General features: G+C 64.8%; 25 protein-coding genes. 11 read left to right on the plus strand and 14 right to left on the minus strand.

Annotation, left to right across the window (positions count from 1 at the left end):
- Nucleotides 1–65 precede the first annotated feature (65 nt).
- The gene (locus B4I46_RS14380) at nt 66–350 is read left to right on the plus strand and encodes a SelT/SelW/SelH family protein (protein WP_054916592.1); all 285 of its coding nucleotides are present in this window, start codon (nt 66–68) and stop codon (nt 348–350) included.
- A 1-nt stretch (nt 351) separates the two neighbouring features.
- On the opposite strand, the gene B4I46_RS14385 is transcribed toward B4I46_RS14380, so the two are convergent.
- Entirely contained in the window at nt 352–1,236 is an 885-nt protein-coding gene (locus tag B4I46_RS14385; protein WP_054916591.1) for a DMT family transporter, read from the minus strand.
- Nucleotides 1,237–1,376: 140 nt separating this feature from the next.
- Here B4I46_RS14385 and B4I46_RS14390 point away from each other — a divergent pair, with 140 nt between their 5' ends.
- Entirely contained in the window at nt 1,377–2,195 is an 819-nt protein-coding gene (locus B4I46_RS14390; RefSeq protein WP_054916590.1) for a UDP-2,3-diacylglucosamine diphosphatase, read from the plus strand.
- 25 nt (nt 2,196–2,220) lie between these two features.
- Here the strand turns inward: B4I46_RS14390 and B4I46_RS14395 are convergent, their stop codons facing one another.
- Nucleotides 2,221–2,532: a DUF962 domain-containing protein gene (locus B4I46_RS14395; protein WP_043864120.1), complete on the minus strand. Its 312-nt coding sequence runs from the start codon at nt 2,530–2,532 to the stop codon at nt 2,221–2,223.
- A gap of 159 nt (nt 2,533–2,691) precedes the next feature.
- Here B4I46_RS14395 and B4I46_RS14400 point away from each other — a divergent pair, with 159 nt between their 5' ends.
- The gene (locus B4I46_RS14400) at nt 2,692–3,777 is read left to right on the plus strand and encodes an AraC family transcriptional regulator (RefSeq protein WP_043864119.1); all 1,086 of its coding nucleotides are present in this window, start codon (nt 2,692–2,694) and stop codon (nt 3,775–3,777) included.
- Here the strand turns inward: B4I46_RS14400 and B4I46_RS14405 are convergent.
- Nucleotides 3,734–5,188 (minus strand): TrkH family potassium uptake protein, encoded by a 1,455-nt coding sequence (locus tag B4I46_RS14405; RefSeq protein WP_043864118.1) that lies wholly within the window; start codon nt 5,186–5,188, stop codon nt 3,734–3,736. The two genes, B4I46_RS14400 and B4I46_RS14405, sit on opposite strands and share 44 nt — an antisense overlap.
- Before the next feature lie 100 nt (nt 5,189–5,288).
- On the opposite strand from B4I46_RS14405, the gene B4I46_RS14410 reads away from it, so the two are divergent.
- The gene (locus B4I46_RS14410; protein ID WP_043864117.1) at nt 5,289–5,852 is read left to right on the plus strand and encodes a nitroreductase family protein; all 564 of its coding nucleotides are present in this window, start codon (nt 5,289–5,291) and stop codon (nt 5,850–5,852) included.
- Between the two features lie 128 nt (nt 5,853–5,980).
- Here B4I46_RS14410 and B4I46_RS14415 read toward each other — a convergent pair whose 3' ends face one another.
- The 6 genes from B4I46_RS14415 to B4I46_RS14440 form a co-directional block, all read right to left on the minus strand.
- Nucleotides 5,981–7,318 carry a sensor histidine kinase gene (locus B4I46_RS14415; RefSeq protein WP_043864116.1) on the minus strand — a complete coding sequence of 446 codons (1,338 nt, stop codon included), beginning with the start codon at nt 7,316–7,318 and terminating at the stop codon, nt 5,981–5,983.
- 57 nt (nt 7,319–7,375) lie between these two features.
- Nucleotides 7,376–7,792, minus strand: a complete 417-nt coding sequence (locus B4I46_RS14420; protein ID WP_043864115.1) for a Spy/CpxP family protein refolding chaperone — start codon at nt 7,790–7,792, stop codon at nt 7,376–7,378.
- A 163-nt stretch (nt 7,793–7,955) separates the two neighbouring features.
- Entirely contained in the window at nt 7,956–8,633 is a 678-nt protein-coding gene (locus tag B4I46_RS14425) for a response regulator transcription factor (protein WP_043864114.1), read from the minus strand.
- Between the two features lie 7 nt (nt 8,634–8,640).
- Entirely contained in the window at nt 8,641–9,042 is a 402-nt protein-coding gene (locus B4I46_RS14430) for a translation initiation factor 2 (RefSeq protein ID WP_043864113.1), read from the minus strand.
- A gap of 202 nt (nt 9,043–9,244) precedes the next feature.
- Complete coding sequence (locus B4I46_RS14435) at nt 9,245–9,544, minus strand: YciI family protein (RefSeq protein ID WP_043864112.1); 300 nt, start codon at nt 9,542–9,544, stop codon at nt 9,245–9,247.
- A 1-nt stretch (nt 9,545) separates the two neighbouring features.
- A complete protein-coding gene (locus tag B4I46_RS14440) occupies nt 9,546–10,142 on the minus strand; it encodes a septation protein A (RefSeq protein WP_043864111.1) in 597 nt (198 codons plus the stop codon).
- A 66-nt stretch (nt 10,143–10,208) separates the two neighbouring features.
- Here B4I46_RS14440 and B4I46_RS14445 point away from each other — a divergent pair, with 66 nt between their 5' ends.
- The 5 genes from B4I46_RS14445 to rluB all read left to right on the plus strand — a co-directional run bounded on the left by B4I46_RS14445 (nt 10,209) and on the right by rluB (nt 14,543).
- The gene (locus tag B4I46_RS14445; RefSeq protein ID WP_043864110.1) at nt 10,209–11,072 is read left to right on the plus strand and encodes a PHP domain-containing protein; all 864 of its coding nucleotides are present in this window, start codon (nt 10,209–10,211) and stop codon (nt 11,070–11,072) included.
- 13 nt (nt 11,073–11,085) lie between these two features.
- Complete coding sequence (locus tag B4I46_RS14450) at nt 11,086–11,715, plus strand: L-threonylcarbamoyladenylate synthase (protein ID WP_043864297.1); 630 nt, start codon at nt 11,086–11,088, stop codon at nt 11,713–11,715.
- Between the two features lie 128 nt (nt 11,716–11,843).
- On the plus strand, nt 11,844–12,542 hold the full coding sequence (locus tag B4I46_RS14455) for a segregation and condensation protein A (RefSeq protein WP_162484885.1): 699 nt from the start codon (nt 11,844–11,846) through the stop codon (nt 12,540–12,542).
- An 18-nt stretch (nt 12,543–12,560) separates the two neighbouring features.
- A complete protein-coding gene (gene scpB / locus B4I46_RS14460) occupies nt 12,561–13,325 on the plus strand; it encodes an SMC-Scp complex subunit ScpB (protein ID WP_043864108.1) in 765 nt (254 codons plus the stop codon).
- A 153-nt stretch (nt 13,326–13,478) separates the two neighbouring features.
- Entirely contained in the window at nt 13,479–14,543 is a 1,065-nt protein-coding gene (gene rluB, locus B4I46_RS14465; protein WP_043864107.1) for a 23S rRNA pseudouridine(2605) synthase RluB, read from the plus strand.
- 4 nt (nt 14,544–14,547) lie between these two features.
- Here the strand turns inward: rluB and B4I46_RS14470 are convergent, their stop codons facing one another.
- On the minus strand, nt 14,548–14,820 hold the full coding sequence (locus tag B4I46_RS14470; RefSeq protein ID WP_152644145.1) for a hypothetical protein: 273 nt from the start codon (nt 14,818–14,820) through the stop codon (nt 14,548–14,550).
- A 426-nt stretch (nt 14,821–15,246) separates the two neighbouring features.
- Between B4I46_RS14470 and B4I46_RS14475 the strand changes: the two genes are divergently transcribed.
- Nucleotides 15,247–16,668: an amino acid permease gene (locus tag B4I46_RS14475; RefSeq protein WP_043864106.1), complete on the plus strand. Its 1,422-nt coding sequence runs from the start codon at nt 15,247–15,249 to the stop codon at nt 16,666–16,668.
- A 100-nt stretch (nt 16,669–16,768) separates the two neighbouring features.
- Nucleotides 16,769–17,182: an alternative ribosome rescue aminoacyl-tRNA hydrolase ArfB gene (gene arfB / locus B4I46_RS14480; protein ID WP_043864296.1), complete on the plus strand. Its 414-nt coding sequence runs from the start codon at nt 16,769–16,771 to the stop codon at nt 17,180–17,182.
- Here the strand turns inward: arfB and B4I46_RS14485 are convergent.
- The 4 genes from B4I46_RS14485 to B4I46_RS14500 form a co-directional block, all read right to left on the minus strand.
- Entirely contained in the window at nt 17,176–18,375 is a 1,200-nt protein-coding gene (locus B4I46_RS14485) for an MFS transporter (RefSeq protein WP_058540765.1), read from the minus strand. The genes arfB and B4I46_RS14485 overlap by 7 nt on opposite strands.
- A gap of 137 nt (nt 18,376–18,512) precedes the next feature.
- On the minus strand, nt 18,513–18,644 hold the full coding sequence (locus B4I46_RS14490) for a hypothetical protein (RefSeq protein WP_255002693.1): 132 nt from the start codon (nt 18,642–18,644) through the stop codon (nt 18,513–18,515).
- A gap of 203 nt (nt 18,645–18,847) precedes the next feature.
- Complete coding sequence (locus B4I46_RS14495; protein WP_210014469.1) at nt 18,848–20,041, minus strand: amino acid aminotransferase; 1,194 nt, start codon at nt 20,039–20,041, stop codon at nt 18,848–18,850.
- Entirely contained in the window at nt 20,041–20,397 is a 357-nt protein-coding gene (locus tag B4I46_RS14500) for a 4a-hydroxytetrahydrobiopterin dehydratase (protein WP_036994257.1), read from the minus strand. The genes B4I46_RS14495 and B4I46_RS14500 overlap by 1 nt, the downstream gene beginning before the upstream one ends.
- Between the last annotated feature and the right edge of the window lie 32 nt (nt 20,398–20,429).

Consider the following 20,429-nt stretch of genomic DNA (forward strand, 5'->3'; position numbering starts at 1 on the left):
CTCTCGGAGCAAAGGCTAAAGGTGGCTAGTATAAGCGCGACCACCTATCAGGAGACCGTTACCCCATGTCCGTATCCAAACCCGAAATTGTCATCACCTATTGCACGCAGTGCCAATGGCTGCTGCGCGCCGCCTGGCTGGCCCAGGAACTGCTGAGCACCTTCAGTGACGACCTGGCCCGGGTGGCCCTGGAACCGGCCACGGGCGGCAACTTTCGCATCACCTGCGATGGCGTGCAGATCTGGGAACGCAAGGCCGATGGCGGTTTCCCCGAGGCCAAGGTGCTCAAGCAGCGGGTCCGCGACCAGATCGACCCGCAGCGCGACCTGGGCCACAACGACCGCGCCTGACTCAGCCGCCGGAGGTGGCGGGTGCGGTGTGTGGTGCGCCGGCGGCCAGACGGCTTGAAATCACGATGGCCAGAATGATCAGCACCCCGCCCATCAGCATGCGCAAGGTGGGCTGCTCGGCGAAGATCACCCAGGCCATGGCGATGCCGTAGACCGGCTCCATGGCAAACACCACGGCGGCGGTACGGGCCTTGATCACCGCCAGGCTGGCCACGAACAGGCTGTGTGCCACGCCGGTGCAGAACACCCCCAGCAGCCCCAGCCACAGCCAGTCCAGCGCGCTCACCGAAGGCAGCAGCGGGCCCGCCACCGGCAGCAGACACAGTGCCACCACGGCGTTCTGGCACAGCGCCGCCTGTACCGCCGGAATGTGCCGCGAGCCTGCACGGTTGAGCAGTGACAGCAGGGCGAACAGCAACCCCGAGAACAACGCCCACAGCAGCCCGCTGGTGGCCTGGCTGGCGAGGTCGAAGTCGGGCGTCACCAGCACCAGGCCGATGCTCACCAGCACTACCAGCAAGGCTTCGTTGCGACGGATGCGCTCACGGAACAACAGCCCTTCGAGAATGACCGTGAACGCCGGGAAGCTGGCAAAGCCCAGGGTCGCGATGGCCACGCCGGCCACCTTGACCGCGACGAAGAAGCTGACCCAATGGCCGGCCAGCAACATCCCGGCCAATGTCAGTCCGCGCCAGTCCCGTGCCTTCAGGGGTTGCCAGTGTTGTCGGGCAACGCCGACGAAGATGGCCAGGGCCAGCACGGCGAAGGCCGCACGGCCGAACACGATGACCGACGGGCCGGCACTGGCCAGCTTGCCGAACACGCCGGTCAGGCCGAACAACAGCGCGCCTGCATGCAGGGCGCCCAGGGCAGTACGAGGGGTCATGGCGGGCGGTTGCCTTGGATCGGGAGCACAGGCCACGCAGTGTACATGCCCCGACGGCCTGTCACAGGACTGCCGCACAACGGTCATGGTCGATTCACTGCCCACAGGCAAGCTCGCACAAACTCTCCCGGAGCCTGCCCATGACCCATGCCGAGCTTGGCAAACCTTCGCGCAAGCAGCGCGTGCGCACGCTGTGGATCTCGGACGTGCACCTTGGCACCCGCGACTGCCAGGCCGAGCATCTGTCGCAGTTTCTCAAGGGCTACCAGGCCGATCGCATCTACCTGGTGGGCGACATCATCGACGGCTGGAAGCTGCGGGGTGGCATGTACTGGCCCCAGGCCCATACCAACGTGATCCGGCGCCTGCTGACCATGAGCAAGCGCGGCACCGAGGTGATCTATGTGACCGGCAACCACGACGAGTTCCTGCGTCGCTACTCCAAGCTGGTGCTGGGCAATATCCAGCTGGTGGACCAGGCCGAGCACCTCACCGTCGACGGCAGGCGGCTACTGGTGATCCATGGCGACCAGTTCGACGTGATAACCCGTTATCACCGCTGGCTGGCCTTCCTGGGTGACTGGGCCTATGAACTGACCCTCACCCTCAACCGCTGGCTCAACCACTGGCGCGCGCGGTATGGCTATGGCTACTGGTCGCTGTCGGCCTACCTCAAGCACAAGGTCAAGACGGCGGTGAGCTTTATCAGCGACTTCGAGGAGGCGATTGCACGCGAATGCGTCAAGCGAGGGTTTCACGGGGTGGTGTGCGGGCACATCCACCACGCAGAAATCCGCAAGGTGGGGGAGGTGGACTACCTCAATTGCGGCGACTGGGTGGAGTCGTGCACTGCCTTGATCGAGCACTGGGACGGCACGATCGAGTTGTACCGCCTGGCCGACGCCCAGGCCCGGGAGGCCCTGCGCCAGGCCCGGGCGGTGGGTGAGCCCAGCCTCTAGGCCACGCGCAGGGGGCGGGCGATGCTCAGAACTGCACCTTGCCGCGCAGCATGTCGCGGTACAGGACAAAATCGCCCAGCAGGCTGTAGAAGGGGTAGGTGAAGGTGGCGGGGCGGTTCTTCTCGAAAAAGAAGTGGCCTGCCCAGGCAAAGCCGTAGCCGGCCACCGGGACCGCCAGCAGCAGCCAGCCGTTGGCACTGGCCAGGGCGTAGGCCAGCAGGGCGATCACCAGGCTGGTGCCGACGAAGTGCAGGCGGCGGCAGACAGGATTGCTATGCTCACCCAGATAATACGGATAGAACTCGGCAAAGCTGTTGAAGCGTGGGGGGCTGTTCACTGCGTCGCTCCCGTATCGGTCGAAGGTGGCGAAACATGCACGGCGTGGAGCCTGAACCGAGTCTAGAATTGTGTCGCAGTATCAGTCAGTGACAATAAGCGCCACTTTAGTATCCTTTGCGTTCACCGCAGGAGCGGTCTTACCCAAAAGAAGCCAGCCATGAGCGAAAGAACCACGTCAGCAAGCTGGGCCTCGGGGATCGTCAAGGCACTTGAATTCGAAGGGCTCGATTGCCCTGCGCTGTTCAAGCAGCTCGGCCTGGACTTCGCCGCGCTGGACGACCCCGACGCACGTTTCACCCAGGACTCCATGACCCGCTTGTGGCAACTGGCCGAAGAGTTGTCGGGCAACCGTGCCATCGGCCTGAACATGGCGCGGGTGGTGCGCCCGGCATCGTTTCACGTGGTCGGCTATGCCTTGATGTCCAGCCGCACCCTGGCCGAGGGGTTCGAGCGCCTGGTGCGTTACCAGCGCATTATCGCGGAGAGTTCCGACCTGAGCTTTCGCCTGGGGCCGGAAGGCTACTCGCTGGTGCTGACCGTGCATGGCGATCACCTGCCGCCCACCCGGCACAGTGCCGAGGCCTCGCTGGCCTGCGCCCTGGCGCTGTGCTGCTGGTTGAGCGGACGCACCATCCAGCTGCGCCGCGTGCTGGTACAAGGCCCGCAGCCTCAGGATATAGAACCCTACAAGCAGGCGTTTCGTGCCCCGCTGGTGTTTGGTGCGCCCCACGATGCGCTGGTGTTCGAGCGCGCCGACATGGAGGCGCCGTTGCCCACGGCCAACGAGGCCATGGCGATTCTGCACGACCGTTTTGCCGGCGAGTACCTGGCGCGTTTTTCCGAAAGCCGGGTGACCCACCGTGCACGTCAGGTGCTGTGCCGCATGCTGCCCCAGGGCGAACCCAAGCGCGAAATGGTCGCCCAGGCCCTGCACCTGTCGCAGCGCACGCTGCAGCGGCGCCTGCAGGAGGAGGGCACCAGCTTTCAGACCCTGCTCGACGATACCCGTCGCGAACTTGCCGAGCAGTACCTTGCGCAGCCGAATATGACATTGCTGGAGGCTGCCTACCTGCTGGGTTTTGCCGACCCGAGCAACTTCTTCCGGGCCTTCCGGCGCTGGTTCGACCTCACCCCCGGGGAATACCGCACCCGTATGGAGCTGGCGCGCAGTGCCGGCCCCGAGGCGTCGGCCCAGGGCGTCAGTGCCGCCAGAACGCCGGCATGCACAGAACCAGCACCGTAATGATCTCCAGGCGGCCCAGCAGCATGCCGCCGGCCAGGATCCACTTGGCGGCGTCGGGCAGGGTGGCGAAGTTGCCCGCCGGGCCGATGGTTTCGCCCAGGCCCGGGCCCACGCCGGATACGGTGCTGGCCGCGCCGGTCAGGGCAGTCATCCAGTCCACGCCCAGCAGCGAAAGCAGCAGCGCGATGATGCAGATGGTGATGGCGAAGAAGAACGAGAAGGTCAGGATCGATCGCACGATCTCTTCGTCGAGGCGGTGACCGTTGTATTTCTGCTTGATCACCGCGCGCGGGTGAATAAGCTGGTTGAGGCTGGCCTTGAGCAGGATGTAGGCCACCTGGAAGCGGAAGATCTTGATCCCGCCCGCGGTCGAGCCCGAACAGCCGCCGATGAAACCCAGGTAGAAGAACAGCATCAGCGAAAAGTTGCCCCACAGGCTGTAGTCGCCCAGGGCGAAGCCGGTGGTGGTGACCACCGACGTCACGTTCAGCGCCACGTGGCGCAAGGCATCGAACCACGGCAGGCTGGTGGTGGCCCAGTACCAGGTACCCAGCACCACCCAGGTGGCCACCAGCAGGCCGAGCAGGCCCTGTACCTGCTGGTCCTTGATCAGTGCCTTGCGATTGCCACGCATCGTGGCCACGTAGAGGGTGAACGGCACACTGCCCAGGATCATCACCACCACCGCCACCCAGTGCACGGCCGGCTGGTCCCACTTGGCCAGCGACTGGTCGGAGGTGGAGAAACCGCCGGTGGAAATCGCCGACATGGCGTGGTTGATGGCATCGAACGGGCTCATGCCGGCCAGCCAGAACCCCAGCCCGCCGATGGTGGTGATGCCCACGTACACCGCCACGATCGACTTGGCGACCATGTGCGAGCGGGGCATGACCTTTTCGGAGCGGTCCGAGGACTCGGTCTGGAACAGGCGCATGCCGCCAATGCGCAGCAGCGGCAGGATCGCCACCGCCATGCCGATGAAGCCGATGCCGCCCAGCCAGTGCAGCAGCGAGCGCCATATCAGGATGCCCGGCGACATGCTGTCCAGGCCACTGAGCACGGTGGCGCCGGTGGCGGTGATGCCCGACATGCTCTCGAAGAAGGCATCGGTGTAGCTGATGTGCTGGGTCAGCAGGAACGGCAGGGCGGCGAAGATGCACACCACCAGCCAGCTGCTCACGGTGAGCAGGTACATGTCGCGCGGACGCAGGTGCACGTGCTCGGGGCGCCCGGGTATGACCAGGGCCAGGCCGGCAATGAAGGTGATCAGGCTGGCCCACAGAAACGACGGCAGGTCGCCGGTGCGCTCGTAGATGACCAGGGTGGCCATGGGCACGGTCATGCTGATCGCCAGGGTAATCAGGAAGATGCCGATAATGAAACCGATGATCCTTAAGGTCGGCAACGCCATGTGATCTGCTCTGGGTTGAAACGGAGGGGCGCCATTCTACCTATGGGCCTCTTTAAGTAAACGGTAGAATAGCCGCACATTTCTCGACAGGGGGTAGCCGATGGAGGCTCTCGACGCATTGCTCAACCGTGTTTCCGTTCCTCGCCTGGTAGAGCCGGCACCTGATGCTGCGCAGCGCGAGTTGCTGTTTCGGGCGGCCTCGCGTGCGCCGGACCATGGCCAATTGCGGCCCTGGCGGTTCCTGACCATCGAAGGCGCGGCCCGCGAGCAATTGGGGGCGCTGCTGGCCGAGGCGGTGCAGGCGCAGGGCGAAGCCACCGAGGCAGCGCTGGAAAAGGCCCATGCCATGCCGCTGCGGGCGCCGTTGCTGATTGTGGTGATCGCGAACGTGCAGGATCACGTCAAGGTGCCCAAGTCCGAGCAGCGGCTGGCGGCCGCGTGTGCGGCGCATGCCATTCTGCTGGCGGCATATGCCCAGGGGATCGGCGCGGTGTGGCGTACCGGCGAGCTGTCCTACAGCCCGCAGGTGGCCAAGGGCCTCGGGTTGGCGGATACCGAAGAGCTGATCGGCTTCCTGTATGTGGGCACGCCGCTTAACCCGCCGCGTACGGCGCCGGTGGTGTCTGTCGAGGCGTTTGTCAGCGCCTGGGAGCAGCCCCGCTAAGCTATACAGGCATCAGATGGCCCTTTCGCTGGCAAAGCCAGCTCCCACAGGTACGCAGCTGCCCCTGAGGACGGTGACAAGCCTGTGGGGGCCGGTTTGCCAGCGAAGAAGCCAACACCCGTCTTTATTCAGGCGCTAGCCGGCCCCGCCACCGGCAACTCCAGCGTCGCCACGAACCCGCCCTGCGCATGGTTGCCCAGCACCAGGCTGCCACCATGACGTTCCGCCGCCTTGCGCGCGATCGCAAGGCCCAGGCCATGCCCGGCCGTGGTCTGCCCCGGGGCGCGGAAAAACGGCTCGCCCAACTGCGCCAGGTGCTCGTCGGCCACCCCCGGCCCGTGGTCGCGCACCGTCAGCACGATACGCTCGCCTTCACGCTGTGCACTCATCTCGATCGGTTGCCCCGGCGGATTGAAGCGCACGGCATTGCGCAGCAGGTTGTCCAGCGCACGTTCGATCAGTGTCGGCCAGCCCTGCAGGCTCAGCCCAGGCGTGTCGTGCAGCTGGATGTCCTGTTCCGGCGCTGCGAGCTGAGCATCCTTGCGCACGCTGGCCAGCAGCGCATTGAGGTCGACCGGTTCTGCGCTGGCGCTTTCGGCATCCACCCGCGCCAACACCAGGATTTCGCTGATCAACGCCTCGAGGCGGTCGCACTCGCGGGTCAGGCGCGGCCAGTAGGCCTGCTGCTGTGCAGGCTCTGCCCGCTCGGCCAGGGCCAGGGCGATCCGCAGGCGTGCCAGGGGTGAGCGCAGTTCATGGGACACGTCACGCAGCAGTTGGCGCTGGCTGGCAATCAGGCTCTGCAGGCGCGCGCCCATGCGGTTGAAGTCATTGGCCAGCACACCGAACTCGTCGCGCCGGTTGGCCAGGCGTGCCAGGCTGTTCTGCTGGTAGGTGGTCTGCCCCAGGTCATGTACCGCGCCACGCAGGCGACTGAGGGGGCGGGTGATCGACAGGGTCACCAGCAGGCTGAACAGGGTCAGTACCACCAGGGCAATGCCCAATGCACTCAGCGGCCACAGCAGGCTGTCGCGGTGCCAGGCGTCGAGTTCGGGGTGAGGGATGCGGTAGATCAGCAGGTAGGTGTCGCCCGTGCCAGGGCTGGTGTACTCCTCGGTGAGGCGTCGCCAGGGCAGCGGCTCGCCGTTGTGCCGGCGCGCCTCGAAGGCTGCTGCGCGGCGCGGGAACGTGCCTGGCACCACGGCCTCGCCGCTTTCGTTGAGCACCTGCACGTCGATGTTGTAGCGTCGCTTGCGCAGCTCCAGATAACGCTGCGCGGCCTCGGGCCCTTGCTGTTCGTAGCGCGCCGACCAGTTCATGGCCAGGGTATTGAGCCCCGGGTGGCGGCTGAGGATCCAGGCGTCCTGATTGAGCATGTGGCCGAGCAGGATCGACAGCCCGGCAACCAGGGTGATGGCCAGCCAGAAACTGGCCAGGATGCGCCAGAACAGTGAACGCAAGGGCATTACCTCAAACGAAAGAAGCCCGACCTGCGGGGGCAGGTCGGGCGGGGTGTGGACAGCTTACTGGGCCTTGCTGGCTTTTTCAGCTTTCCAGGCTTTGAACTCGGCCCACTCGGCCTTGCGCTCTGCCTGCTTCTTCTTCATTTCATCGAACTGCTTCTGCTGCTCTGGCTTGAGCATGCCGCGGATCTGGGTGTCGACCTTGTCGTGGCTTGCCTTGAGTTCGTCCTTGAGTGCCTTCTGGTCGGCTGCCGGCAGCTTGGCCAGGTAGCGCTGGGTGATTTCGTGGCGGCTCTTCATCTGCTCGCCCATCAGTTGACGGATCTGCTGGCGCTGCTCGCGGGTCAGGTCCAGCTGGGCGAAAGGCGCTCCACCGCGTTGGTGCTCGGCGCCGTGACGGGGGCCGCCATCGGGCATGGCCATGGCTACGGTTGGCAGGGCGGCAGCGAACATCAGGGCGATAAGGGTCTTGCGCATGGTGACTCTCCTTGTTGAGGCCGGTCGTTACCGGATGTGCCCAGTCTAGGGAGATCAAGGTCAGCGGCGGTCAGGCAAGGGTAAAGCTTGGGTAAAGACGGTGGGCGAGGGTGTTTACACGGTGGGGCGTTGGCGTGCGCCCCTTCGCCAGCAAGGCTGGCGCCTACAGGCTGTAGTAATAGCCGCGGCTGCGCAGGGCGACGATGCGCGGCCTGCCATCGGGATGCGGGCCGATCTTCTTGCGCAGGTTGCTGACGTGCATGTCCAGGCTACGGTCGTACAGGGTCAGCTTGCGGCCCAGGGCGAGCTGCGCCAGTTCCTGTTTGTCCAGCGGCTCACCCGGCTGGCCCAGCAGGGCTTCGAGAATGCGGCTTTCGGAAAGGGTCAGGGTCAGCTCGCGTTCGTCGATGTCGACCACGCCACGGGCGGGGCTGAAGCGCAGGTCGCCCACTTCCATCTGGGTGGGTGTGGCGGCCGGGTGGCTGCGGCGCAGCACGGCGCGCAGCCGCGCGGTGAGCTCGCGGGGGTCGCAGGGCTTGGCCAGGTAGTCGTCGGCGCCCAGTTCCAGGCCCAGGATACGGTCCAGCGGCTCGCCGCGAGCAGACAGCATCAGCACTGGCAGTTCGGCGTGGTCGCTGCGCAATTGCTTGAGCAGTTCCAGGCCGCTGCCGTCGGGCAACATCACATCCAGCACCACCGCTGCCGGGGCGTGCTCGGCCAGGGCCTTGCGGGCGCTCTGGCCATCATGGCAGGCACGCACCTGAAAGCCTTCCTGGGTCAGCCAGCTGCTCAGCAGCTCGCACAGTTCCTGGTCATCATCAATCAGTAGCAGCTCGCTCATGTCTCACTCAATTCAACCATTGCCGGCGCCGTCTGTGGCTGCCACTGGCAAAGATACCGCAGAGCACGGCCAACAGGGCAACTCCGGCACCAATCACGAACCATTGCTGCTGATCGGTGAGCAGCTTGGGCAGCGGGTTGGCCTGGTGTTGCTCGAGCTGCTGCTTCAGGCGCTGGTTCTCCTGGCGCAGGCGGGTCAACTGGGCGCTTTCGCGCTCGTTCTCGGCATTTTTCAGCTGCTGCTTGAGCGCTTCGTGCTGGCGCTCACTTTCCTTGAGGCGTTGCTGCAGCTCGGAGATCTGGCTACCCGCACTCAACGACAAAGGGGTGCTGGCGGAGGCTTCGGCGGCCTTGGCGAGCGGGGTCAGCAGCAACAGGCACAGCAGCATGGACAACGGACCTTGACGCATCGGAACTCCTTGATTCCAATCGGGTGTTGCGTAGGTTGTCGGCAGGTGGACGAGAATGATGAACATTCGAGTGGATTTTAAGGCGTAGCACTACAGGCCCGCTGTAGTGGGCAAAGCCAGGAAGGGGAGCAGCGAGTGTGTGCGAAGGTGCGCAGAAGGTGAGGCGAACCGGCGCGACGATGGGCTCGTCGCGCCGATCAGGTTACGGCAGGACCTGCTTGAATGGCTTCACCAGCACTTCGGCATATACACCCGCCGCAATGTAAGGATCCGCATCTGCCCAGGCCTTGGCAGCCTCGAGCGAGTCGAACTCGGCGACGATCAGGCTGCCACTGAACCCGGCCGCGCCAGGGTCGTTGCTGTCGATCGCCGGGTGCGGGCCGGCCAGTACGATGCGGCCTTCGGCCTTGAGCTGCTGCAGGCGCTCAAGGTGCGCCGGGCGTGCAGCCAGGCGGGCTTGCAGCGAATCGGCAACGTCTGTGGCGATGATGGCGTAGAGCATGTCAGTCCTCGGTCTTGGGGGTAGTAGGGTCGCTGTCGTGCAGGTGACGGGACAGGTAGACACCCTGGCCCACCAGGAACAGTACGGTCATGCCCAGGCTGCCGAATACCTTGAAGTCCACCCAGATGTCCTGGAAGGTGAAGGCAACGAACAGGTTGGCCGCGCCGCAGAACAGGAAGAACGCGATCCACGCCAGGTTCAGGCGCGTCCACACCGGCTCGGGCAAGGTCAGCGCATGGCCCATGATGCGCTTGATCAATACACGGTCACCAATGAAGTGACTGCCCGCAAAAGCGGTGGCGAACAGCCAGTTCACAGCCGGGGCCTTCCACTTGAGGAAGGTCTCGCTGTGGAAGGCCAGGGTCAGGCCGCCAAATACCAGGCATGCCACCAGGGTCAGCCACTGGCCCTTCTCCAGCTTGCGCTGGCGGATCAGCAATGCGCCATACACCACCAGCGAACTGATGATCAGCACCGCCGTGGCGCTGTAGATGCCGCCCAGCTCGAACGACTGGCCGGCAACGTCGACCGTGCGCGGGTCGAGCTTGTAGACGATGAAAAACAGGAACAACGGGATGAAATCGATGAATTGTTTCACAGTGGCAGCCAGAAGCAGGATGTGACGGCATAATAACAAACATCAATGAGAGCGTATGCGCCACCTATGAATGTTGATCTGCACTGCCACAGCACCGCTTCCGATGGCGCCCTGTCGCCCACGGCGCTGGTCGCTCGCGCCCACGAACACGGCGTGCGGATGCTTTCGCTGACCGACCACGACACCCTCGAAGGCCAGCTCGAAGCCCAGGCTGCCACCCAGGCGCTGGACATGCAGTGGGTCAGCGGGGTCGAGCTGTCCTGCACCTGGGGCGGGGCAACGATTCACATCCTGGGCTACAACTTCCCGCTCGATGCCGAACCGCTGCAGCGCGCCGTCGAGTCGCTGCACCGTGGACGCTGGCTGCGCTCCGAGGAAATCGACCGGCGGCTGGCGCTCAAGGGCATGCCCGGCGCGCTGGACGGCGCCCGTGCCATCCAGCAGGAGCTGGGCGACAGCGGCAATGCGCCGGCCCGTCCGCACTTTGCCGAGTACCTGGTGCGTGCCGGCCACGTCAAGGACCGCGGCGAAGCCTTTCGCAAGTGGCTGGGCGCCGGCAAGCTGGGGGATGTGAAGCTGCACTGGCCAAGCCTGGAAGACACCGTGCAGACCCTGCGCCAGTCCCACGCATGGGTCAGCCTTGCCCACCCGATGCACTACGAATTAACCCGCAGCAAGCGTCGACGCCTGATTGCCGACTATATTCAAGCAGGTGGCCAGGCGCTGGAAGTGGTGAACGGGATGATGCCCGCCGAACAGGTGGGCACGATGTCGATCCTGGCCCGTGAGTTCGGTCTGCTGGCCAGCGCCGGCAGCGATTTCCATGGCCCGGGCGCCTGGTCTGAGATCGGTGTCTACCGGCCGTTGCCGGAGGACCTGCCACCCCTGTGGCGTCGATTCAAACATGAGCAGCCCACTGCACCCGTCTGAACAGGTAGAAAACGTGAGTCAATTTTTCCAGATTCATGCGGAAAACCCGCAACCGCGCCTGATCAAGCAGGCCGTCGAGATCATCCGCAAGGGTGGGGTGGTGGTCTACCCTACCGATTCGTCCTACGCCATGGGTTGCCAGATCGGCGACAAGTCTGCCGTGGAGCGCGTGCGCCGCTTGCGCGGGCTGGACAAGAGCCACAACTTCACGCTGATCTGCTGCGACCTGTCGCAGATGGGCCTGTTCGCCAAGATCGACACCGCCACGTTCCGCCTGCTCAAGGCGCATGTGCCGGGGCCCTATACCTTCATCCTCAATGGCACCCGCGAAGTACCGCGCCTGCTGTTGCACGAGAAGCGCCGCACCATCGGCCTGCGCGTGCCGCAAAACCCCATTCTGCTGGCCTTGCTCGAAGAGCTGGGCGAGCCGTTGATGAGCGTCAGCCTGATCCTGCCAGGCGACGACGAACCCATGACCGACCCGTACGAGATCCGTCAGCGCCTGGAAAAACAGGTCGACCTGATCATCGACGGCGGTTACGGCGACCTCAAGGCCTCCACCATCATCGACCTGACCGGGGAGGAGGCGGTGCTGGTGCGTGAAGGCTGCGGCGACCCGGCGCCCTTCATGGCCGAAGCGTGAACCAGGTCGCTGCGGTCGAGCCGGCCCTGGACCCACAGGCCGGCGCCCAGCAGGAGCTGCCACTGGTGATGGTGTATGGCGAAGCCATGACCGAGATGCCGGTGGACCTGTACATCCCGCCCGATGCGCTGGAAGTGTTCCTCGAAGCCTTCGAGGGCCCGCTCGACCTGCTGCTGTACCTGATTCGCAAGCAGAACGTGGATATTCTCGACATCCCGGTGGCGGAGATCACGCGCCAGTACATGGGCTATGTCGAGCTGATGAAGACCGTACGCCTGGAACTGGCCGCCGAGTACCTGGTGATGGCCGCGATGCTGGCCGAGATCAAGTCGCGCATGCTGCTGCCGCGCTCGGCCGAAGTGGAGCAGGAAGAGGACGATCCGCGTGCCGAACTGATTCGCCGGTTGCAGGAGTACGAACGTTTCAAGGCCGCCGCCGAAGGCATCGACGGCCTGAGCCGGGTTGGCCGCGAGGTGATCGTACCGCGCCTGGAGGCACCCCAGGCCAAGGCGCGCAAGCTGTTGCCCGACGTTGCGCTGGAAGAGGTGCTGATGTCGATGGCCGAGGTGCTGCGCCGCGGTGACATGTTCGAGAGCCATCAGGTCAGCCGCGAGGCGCTGTCGACCCGCGAGCGCATGAGCGATGTGCTCGAGCGCCTCAAGGGCGGCGGCTTCGTGCCCTTCGTCGAGCTGTTCACGGCCGAGGAGGGCAAGCTGGGGGTGGTGGTGACCTTCATGGCCATCCTCGAACTGGTCAAGGAATCTCTCGTCGAACTGGTGCAGAATGAGCCCTTCGCTCCCATCCATGTCCGCGCCCGGGCCGAATAACCGTACACGAGCACCCCAATGAACCTGACCGACCCCCGTGACCTGGCGCCGCTGCTGGAAGCCTTCCTGCTCGCCTCTGGCAAGGCGCAATCGTTGGAGCGCCTGTACGAGCTGTTCGAAGAGGCCGAGCGCCCTGAGCCCGGCGTGTTCAAGAAGGCCCTCGAGGTGCTGCGCAAGTCCTGTGCCGGGCGCGCGTTCGAGCTCAAGGAGGTGGCCTCGGGCTACCGCCTGCAGATCCGCGAGGACTACGCGCCCTGGGTCGGGCGGCTGTGGGAAGAACGGCCGCAGCGCTATTCGCGTGCGTTGCTCGAAACCATTGCGCTGATCGCCTATCGCCAGCCGATCACCCGTGGCGAGATCGAGGATGTGCGGGGCGTGGCGGTGAACACCAATATCATCAAGACCCTGCTCGAGCGCGAGTGGGTGCGCATCGTGGGCTACCGCGAAGTGCCCGGTAAACCGGCGATGTTCGCCACCACCAAGGCCTTTCTCGACCACTTCAACCTGAAGAACCTCGACGAGCTGCCCTCGCTGGCCGAGTTGCGCGAGATGGAGCCCGAGCCATTGCTGGAAGTGGATGACGCACCAGTGCCGGCCCACCTGCAGGCCCTGGCCGACGAGAGCGCCGAGCCCGAAGCCCCGGTCGAGGAGACCAGCTTTCACAGCCTGTTGCTGGAGCTGGACTCGATGGAGCAGGGGCTCAAGACCGACTTCGACGACCTGCTCGAGCAAGCCGATGAACCCGATGAGGGCCAGGCAGCGCCCGGTTCGCCGCAGGGCTGAGCGGCCTTCGAGCGGAAAACAGCGTCCTGGGGTGCAATATCGGCTAGTCTGTGGTGCGTTTGTCGTCGGTTCGGCGTATGATTCGCGACCTTTTTTGGCGCTTGTTTGGCCAATTCAATGATTTTCAGCAGCACTACACCGGGAGGTGCCCAGATGAGTGAACAGGATCTGCACGATAGCCCGCCGCGTCCAGCCGGCGAAAAACTGCAAAAGGTACTCGCGCGCATTGGCGTGGGTTCGCGCCGCGACGTCGAGGCCTGGATCAGCCAGGGTCGCATCAAGGTCAATGGCGTGGACGCCACCCTTGGCCAGCGCGTCGACATGCACGACGCGATTTCGGTCGACGGCCGCCTGATCAAGCGTGAAGAAGCCGCCGAGACCGTGCGCCGCGTCATCATGTACAACAAGCCCGACGGCGAGATCTGCACCCGTGACGACCCGGAAGGTCGCCCGACCGTGTTCGATCGCCTGCCGCGCCCGAAAGAGGGCCGCTGGATCAACGTCGGTCGCCTGGACATCAACACCACCGGCCTGCTGATGTTCACCACCGATGGTGAGCTGGCCAACCGCCTGATGCACCCGTCGTCCGAAATGGACCGTGAATACGCAGTGCGTGTACGCGGCGAAGTGGACGAAGACATGATCGCGCGCCTGAAGGCGGGCGTGGTGCTCGAAGACGGTCCGGCGCGTTTCACCGACATCCAGGAAGCCCCGGGCGGTGAAGGTTTCAACCACTGGTACCACTGCGTGGTGATGGAAGGCCGCAACCGTGAGGTGCGTCGCCTGTGGGAATCCCAGGGCCTGGTGGTCAGCCGCCTGAAGCGTGTGCGCTTTGGCCCGGTGTTCCTCAACAGCGACCTGCCGATGGGCCGCTGGCGCGAAATGAGCCAGGGCGAAGTGGACATCCTGGCTGCCGAAGTGGGGCTCAAGCCGGTGGCGATGCCAGCGATGAAGGCCAAGGTCAAGGACAAGCTCGAGCGCATGCAGCGCAAGTCGTCCAAGCCGGTGGGCCGTGGCGAGCGCGTGCGCACCCTGCGCCCGGCCAAGGAAGGTGGCGCGCCCACCGAGCGCGCAGCGCGCCAGCCGCGTGACGACTCGCCACGCAAGGGCCGCAGCACCGTGGCCGAGCGTCCGAGCGACATGAACAAGCGCAAGCCGGCCGGCTCCGCACCCAAGCGGCCGGGCAGCAGCCGTGGCAAGCCGCCGCGGGCTGAGTAAGCGCTCACACAAGCCAACCTTCGGGTTGGCTTTTTTGTGCCTGTGGTGTTTTCACGTGCCCTTCGCCGGCAAGGCCGGTTCCTACAGGCATTGCACTCGCAGTGTAGGAGTCGGCGTTGCCGGCGGAGGGCCGGCGCAGACACTCCAAGGCAACCAGTGGAAACTTTTTGAACCACGTCGTAAATAATTCGTTACGACTTGTGGCGTACTGATTGGGCAAGCCAGCCCATCCTTCAGGCTGTAAACAAACCTTGCCGAAAACGTCGGCGACGCTCACCTTCCGTCCACGTCAACCTCTTGCCCAACCCCCGCAACCACGGTGTGATAGCCGCCATTGCCAAGTGCAAAAGCCCCGCCGCAGAGCTGGGCAAGCCATAACAAGAAATGGAGGCGCCATGCACGCCGTACACTCCCCCAGGCTTCAGAACCCCCGCCGGACCGCTGCGTCTTGTCATCCGACAGTCACGCAACGTGTTGACCCCTGCGCCAAAGCAAGGGTATACAATGCGCCGCGTTTTAACTGTGACCCAACTGCGTACCGCGCAACCTTGCTGACTCCGGGCTGATTCGCCTCGGGCTGACGCCCGTACCGAAGGCTCTGGTCCAAGACTCCTCAAGGTATACCACCTTGTTAATTCCGCTGCGCCACGAGCGCGGTGGGTCCGATTCCGTCACAGATAAAAACAAACAGGTGACTCCGTTCATGAGTGGACAAAACTCGCATTCAGGTGAGCTCAAGCGTGGCCTGAAAAACCGCCACATCCAGCTGATCGCCCTCGGTGGCGCCATCGGCACCGGCCTGTTCCTGGGTTCGGCCGGGGTGATGCAATCGGCCGGCCCGTCGATGATCCTGGGCTATGCGATCTGCGGCTTCATTGCCTTCCTGATCATGCGCCAGCTGGGCGAGATGATCGTCGAAGAGCCGGTGGCCGGCTCCTTCGCCCACTTCGCCCACAAGTACTGGGGCGGTTTCGCCGGCTTCCTGTCGGGCTGGAACTGCTGGGTGCTGTACATCCTGGTGGGGATGTCGGAGCTGACCGCGGTCGGCAAGTATGTCCACTACTGGTGGCCGGAGATCCCCACCTGGGCCTCGGCAGCCGCATTCTTCATCCTCATCAACGCGATCAACCTGGCCAACGTGAAGGTGTTCGGCGAGGCGGAGTTCTGGTTCGCGATCATCAAGGTGCTGGCCATCGTCGGCATGATCGGCCTGGGCAGCTACCTGCTGGTCAGTGGCAGCGGCGGCCCTGAAGCCTCGGTCACCAACCTGTGGGCCCACGGCGGTTTCTTCCCGCACGGCGTCGGCGGCCTGGTGATGGCCATGGCGATCATCATGTTCTCCTTCGGCGGCCTGGAAATGCTCGGGTTCACCGCAGCCGAGGCCGACAAGCCGAAGACCGTGATCCCCAAGGCGATCAACCAGGTCATCTACCGCATCCTGATCTTCTACATCGGTGCCCTGGTGGTACTGCTGTCGCTGACCCCGTGGGACAGCCTGGTCAGCAGCCTGACCAGCTCGGGCGATGCCTACAGCGCCAGCCCGTTCGTGCAGGTGTTCTCGCTGCTGGGCAGCAACACCGCAGCGCATATCCTCAACTTCGTGGTGCTGACCGCGGCGCTGTCGGTGTACAACAGCGGCACCTACTGCAACGCGCGCATGCTCTACGGCATGGCCGAGCAGGGTGATGCGCCGGCCAGCCTGGCCAAGATCGACAAGCGTGGCGTGCCGGTACGCTCGATTCTGGCGTCGGCAGCCGTTACCGTGGTGGCGGTGCTGCTCAACTACCTGATGCCGCACAGCGCCCTGGAGCTGCTGATGTCGCTGGTGGTGGCGACCCTGGTGATCAACTGGGCGATGATCAGCTACTCGCACCTCAAGTTCCGCCAGCACATGGACCGTACCGGTCAGAAGTCGCTGTTCCGCGCGCTGATCTACCCCTACGGCAACTACCTCTGCCTGGCGTTCGTGGTGTTCATCCTGGGCATCATGCTGCTGATGCCGGGCATCCGTGTATCGGTGTACGCGATTCCGGTATGGCTGGTGGTGATGTGGGGCTTCTACTGGCTCAAGAGCAAGCGCAGCGCCAACGGCGCCCCTGCAGTGCCGAGCGCCGCCCTCAAGTAAGCGCAGGATGCTGCAATGAAAGCCCGGCCTTGTGCCGGGCTTTTTGGTTTTGTGCACCAGGGCGGGTATCCTGAAGGCCAATTCGCGCAAAGCCAGGCCCATGCTGATCATTTCCAACGCCGTGCACATTCCCGATGACGAGATCGAATTGAACGCCATTCGCGCCCAGGGCGCCGGTGGGCAGAACGTCAACAAGGTCTCCAGCGCCGTGCACCTGCGCTTTGACATCAATGCCTCGTCACTGCCGCCGTTTCACAAGGAACGGTTGCTGGGCCTGCGTGACAGCCGGATCACCAGCGACGGGGTGATCGTGCTCAAGGCCCAGCAATACCGTACCCAGGAGCAGAACCGGGCCGACGCCCTGGAGCGCTTGCGCGAACTGATTCTGGCGGCGGTGAAGGTCGAGAAGGCGCGGCGGCCTACGCGCCCGACCCTGGGCTCCAAGACCCGTCGCCTGGAGTCAAAGAGCAAGCGCGGTGCGATCAAGGCCGGGCGCGGCAAGATCGACTACTGAAGCGTGTGGCGTACCGGGTTCAGTCGTGCCTGGCGGTACAGGTAAAGGCTGAGCAGCAGGCCGCACAAGGCGGCGATTGCCGCAAACAGAAAGATCGAGGCAAAGCCGAAACCTGCCGCCACGGCCCCCGCCAGTGGGCCAGTGATACCCAGCGACAGGTCGATGAACAGTGAGTAGGCCCCCACCGCGGCACCGCGGTTGGCTGCCGGCACCAGATTGACCGCCTCTACCCCCAGCGCCGGGAATACCAGCGAAAAGCCGAAGCCGCTCAGTGCCGCACCGGCCAGTGCCAGTTCGGCGCTGGGGGCCAGCCACAGCAGCAACAGGCCGATCGTCTCCACGCTCAGGCAGGCAATGGCGACACGGTAGCCGCCCAGACGGTTGATCAGGTTGCCGAACAGCAGGCGTGCGCTGATGAAGCTGGCGCCGAACAGGCTCAGGCACAGCGCGGCGTTGTGCCAGGACTGGCTGGCGTAGTACAGGGTAATGAAGGTGGCGATGGTGCCAAAGCCGATCGAGCCCAGCGCCAGCCCCGAGCCATGCCCGAACACCCGCCCCAGCACGTGCAGAAACGGCATGCGCACGCCACTGACGATCGGCGCCGCCTGCTTGGGCCAGGCCAGCGCCAGGCCTGCCGCGCACAGCAGCAGGATGCTCACGCCCATGCTCCACAGCCCCAGCTGCTGTACCAGCACCACCCCCAGCGGTGCGCCGATGGCCAGCGCGCCGTAGCTGGCGATGCCGTTCCAGGAGATCACCTTGGCGGTGTGCTGCGCGCCCACCCGGCCGATGCCCCAGCCGATGGCGCCCGAACCCACCAGGCTTTCGGCGCTGCCCAGGACCAGGCGCCCCACCAGCAGGCTGGTCAGGCTCATCCAGGGCGTGGCCTGCAGCCAGGCGGCCAGCAACATGAACACGCCGCTCAGGCCGCAGCCGGCCAGGCCGTACATCACCGCACGCTTGCAGCCCTGATTGTCGATGAGGCGGCTGGCATAGGGGCGGCTGAGCAGGGTGGCGAGGTATTGCACGCTGATCACCAGGCCGGCGACCACGGCGCCGAACCCCAGGGTGTCGTGCACGAAGCCGGGCAGCACGGCCAGGGGAATGCCGATGTTGAGGTAGCCGATGAAGGTGAACAGCACGATGGAGACGACTTGCAGGGTGACCGCCAGGGGGCGCGGTGTGACAGGCATGGAAGGTCCGGGAGGTGACGGGCTGGAGTGCCTATCATAGACCTGTGGAGCGCGGGGAGGGTTCTTGGCGGTGTGAAAACCCGTTGCCGGGGTCGTCCCCTGTCGTAGTGGTTTTCACACGCCGGGTAGTGCGCGGTTTATTCCTGTTCGGCGCTCGGGGTTTCGTCGCCATCGGAATCTGCCACGTGGGCAGGTTCGGCGCTGAGAGGAGCAGCAGGCTGCTCGGCTTGGTTCAGGCTTGGGAAGGGAAGATTCGGGATTTCATGCATCTCGTCGTTCCTCGCAAGTTTATAAGGTGGAAAGGCTGCGCAAGGCGCGCTTGGCTTCGATAAAGCCTGGGCAGGATACAGGAGTCTGGATGACAGTATGAATTTTCCTGCTGATTGGTGGCCTTCAGCGGCTTCGCCGGCACGGCCAGCGCCTACACGGATCGACGTCGTCCCTGTAGGAGCCGGCCTTGCCGACGAAGGCTTCAGCGACAGACGTCCGCGATGGCCGCCGCCAGCACCTGCAGCCTGGCCGCATCCGCCCCGGCGATGTTCGCCCGCCCGGTACCGACCATGTACACACTGTGCTTCTCGCGCAGTTGCGTCACTTGCTGCGGTGAGAGGCCGGTGTAGGAGAACATTCCGCGTTGCGCGGCGATATGCGCGAACCGCTCGCTCAGCCCATGGGGCTGCAGCGCCTCGACCAGGCCGACCCGCAGCATGGCGATGCGCTGGCGCATGGCGTCGACTTCGTCGGCCCACAGGCGCTTGAGCGCCGGATCGCCAAGAATCGTCGCCACCACCGCCGCGCCATGGTCTGGCGGCGTCGACCACAGGTTGCGTGCAATCGATGCCAGCTGACTGCGCACATCCTGCAGCTTTTCGGCGCTGTCGGCGCATACCAGCAGCGCACCGGTGCGCTCGCGGTACAGGCCGAAGTTCTTCGAGCACGAACTGGTCACCAGCAGCTCCGGCAGGGCCTGGGCAAACAGCCTCACGGCCCAGGCATCCTGCTCCAGCCCGTCACCGAAGCCCTGGTAGGCGAAGTCGATCAGCGGCAGCAGTTCGCGGCGCTTGACCACTTCCAGCACCGCCTGCCAGTCCTGCTGCGACAGGTCGAAGCCGGTGGGGTTGTGGCAGCAGGCGTGCAGCAGCACCACGTCGCCCGTGGGCACCGATTCCAGTGCCGCGAGCATGCCGGTCACGTTCAGGCGGTTGTCTGCGCCCACATAGGGGTAGTGGCTGACCTTCAGGCCGGCACTGGCGAACAGCGTTTCGTGGATCGGCCAGGTCGGGTCGCTCAGCCAGATGCCACGCCCTGGCAGGCACTGGCGGATGAACTCCGCCGCCAGTCGCAGTGCGCCGGTGCCGCCCGGGGTTTGCGTGGCGCCTGCGCGCCGGGCTGCGAGCAGTGGCGCGTCGTCACCGAGTACCAGTTGCGCGATCAGTTGTCCGAAGGCTGCATCCCCGTGACCGCCTACGTAGCTTTTGCTGGTCTGGGCGTCGAGCAGGCGCTGTTCGGCCAGCTTGACCGCCTTGGGCACCGGGGTAAGGCCCTGGGCGTCCTTGAACACGCCAACCCCCAGGTCGAACCTGTCGGGGTTGGTGTCCCTGGCGTACGCCTCCATCAGCCCCAGAATCGGGTCGCCTGGCACGCGCGCGATGGCGCCGAAGTGCATTACTTGCGACCTTCTGCGGTGCTGGCGACCTCATCGGTGCGCGCGGCCATGATGAAGTCGTTGCGGTGCAGGCCCTTGATCGAGTGGCTCCACCAGGTCACGGTGACCTTGCCCCACTCGGTCAGCAGGCCAGGGTGATGGCCTTCGGCTTCGGAGATTTCGCCCACTGCGTTGGTGAACGCCAGGGCATGTTTGAAATTCTTGAACAGGAACACTTTTTCCAGCTGCATGATGCCGTCGCGCACTTCGATGTTCCAATCCGGGATCTGCTTGATCAGTACCGGCAGTTCTTCGTCGCTGACCTGTGGGGCGTCGGCACGGCAGGCTTCGCAATGGGCTTGGTTCAAGGCGTTCATAGGTGATTCTTCCGCAAGTGGTTGTTATAGGT

The organism is Pseudomonas sp. UBA7500 (assembly GCF_002478435.1).
Taxonomy (GTDB): Bacteria; Pseudomonadota; Gammaproteobacteria; order Pseudomonadales; family Pseudomonadaceae; genus Aquipseudomonas; species Aquipseudomonas palmensis.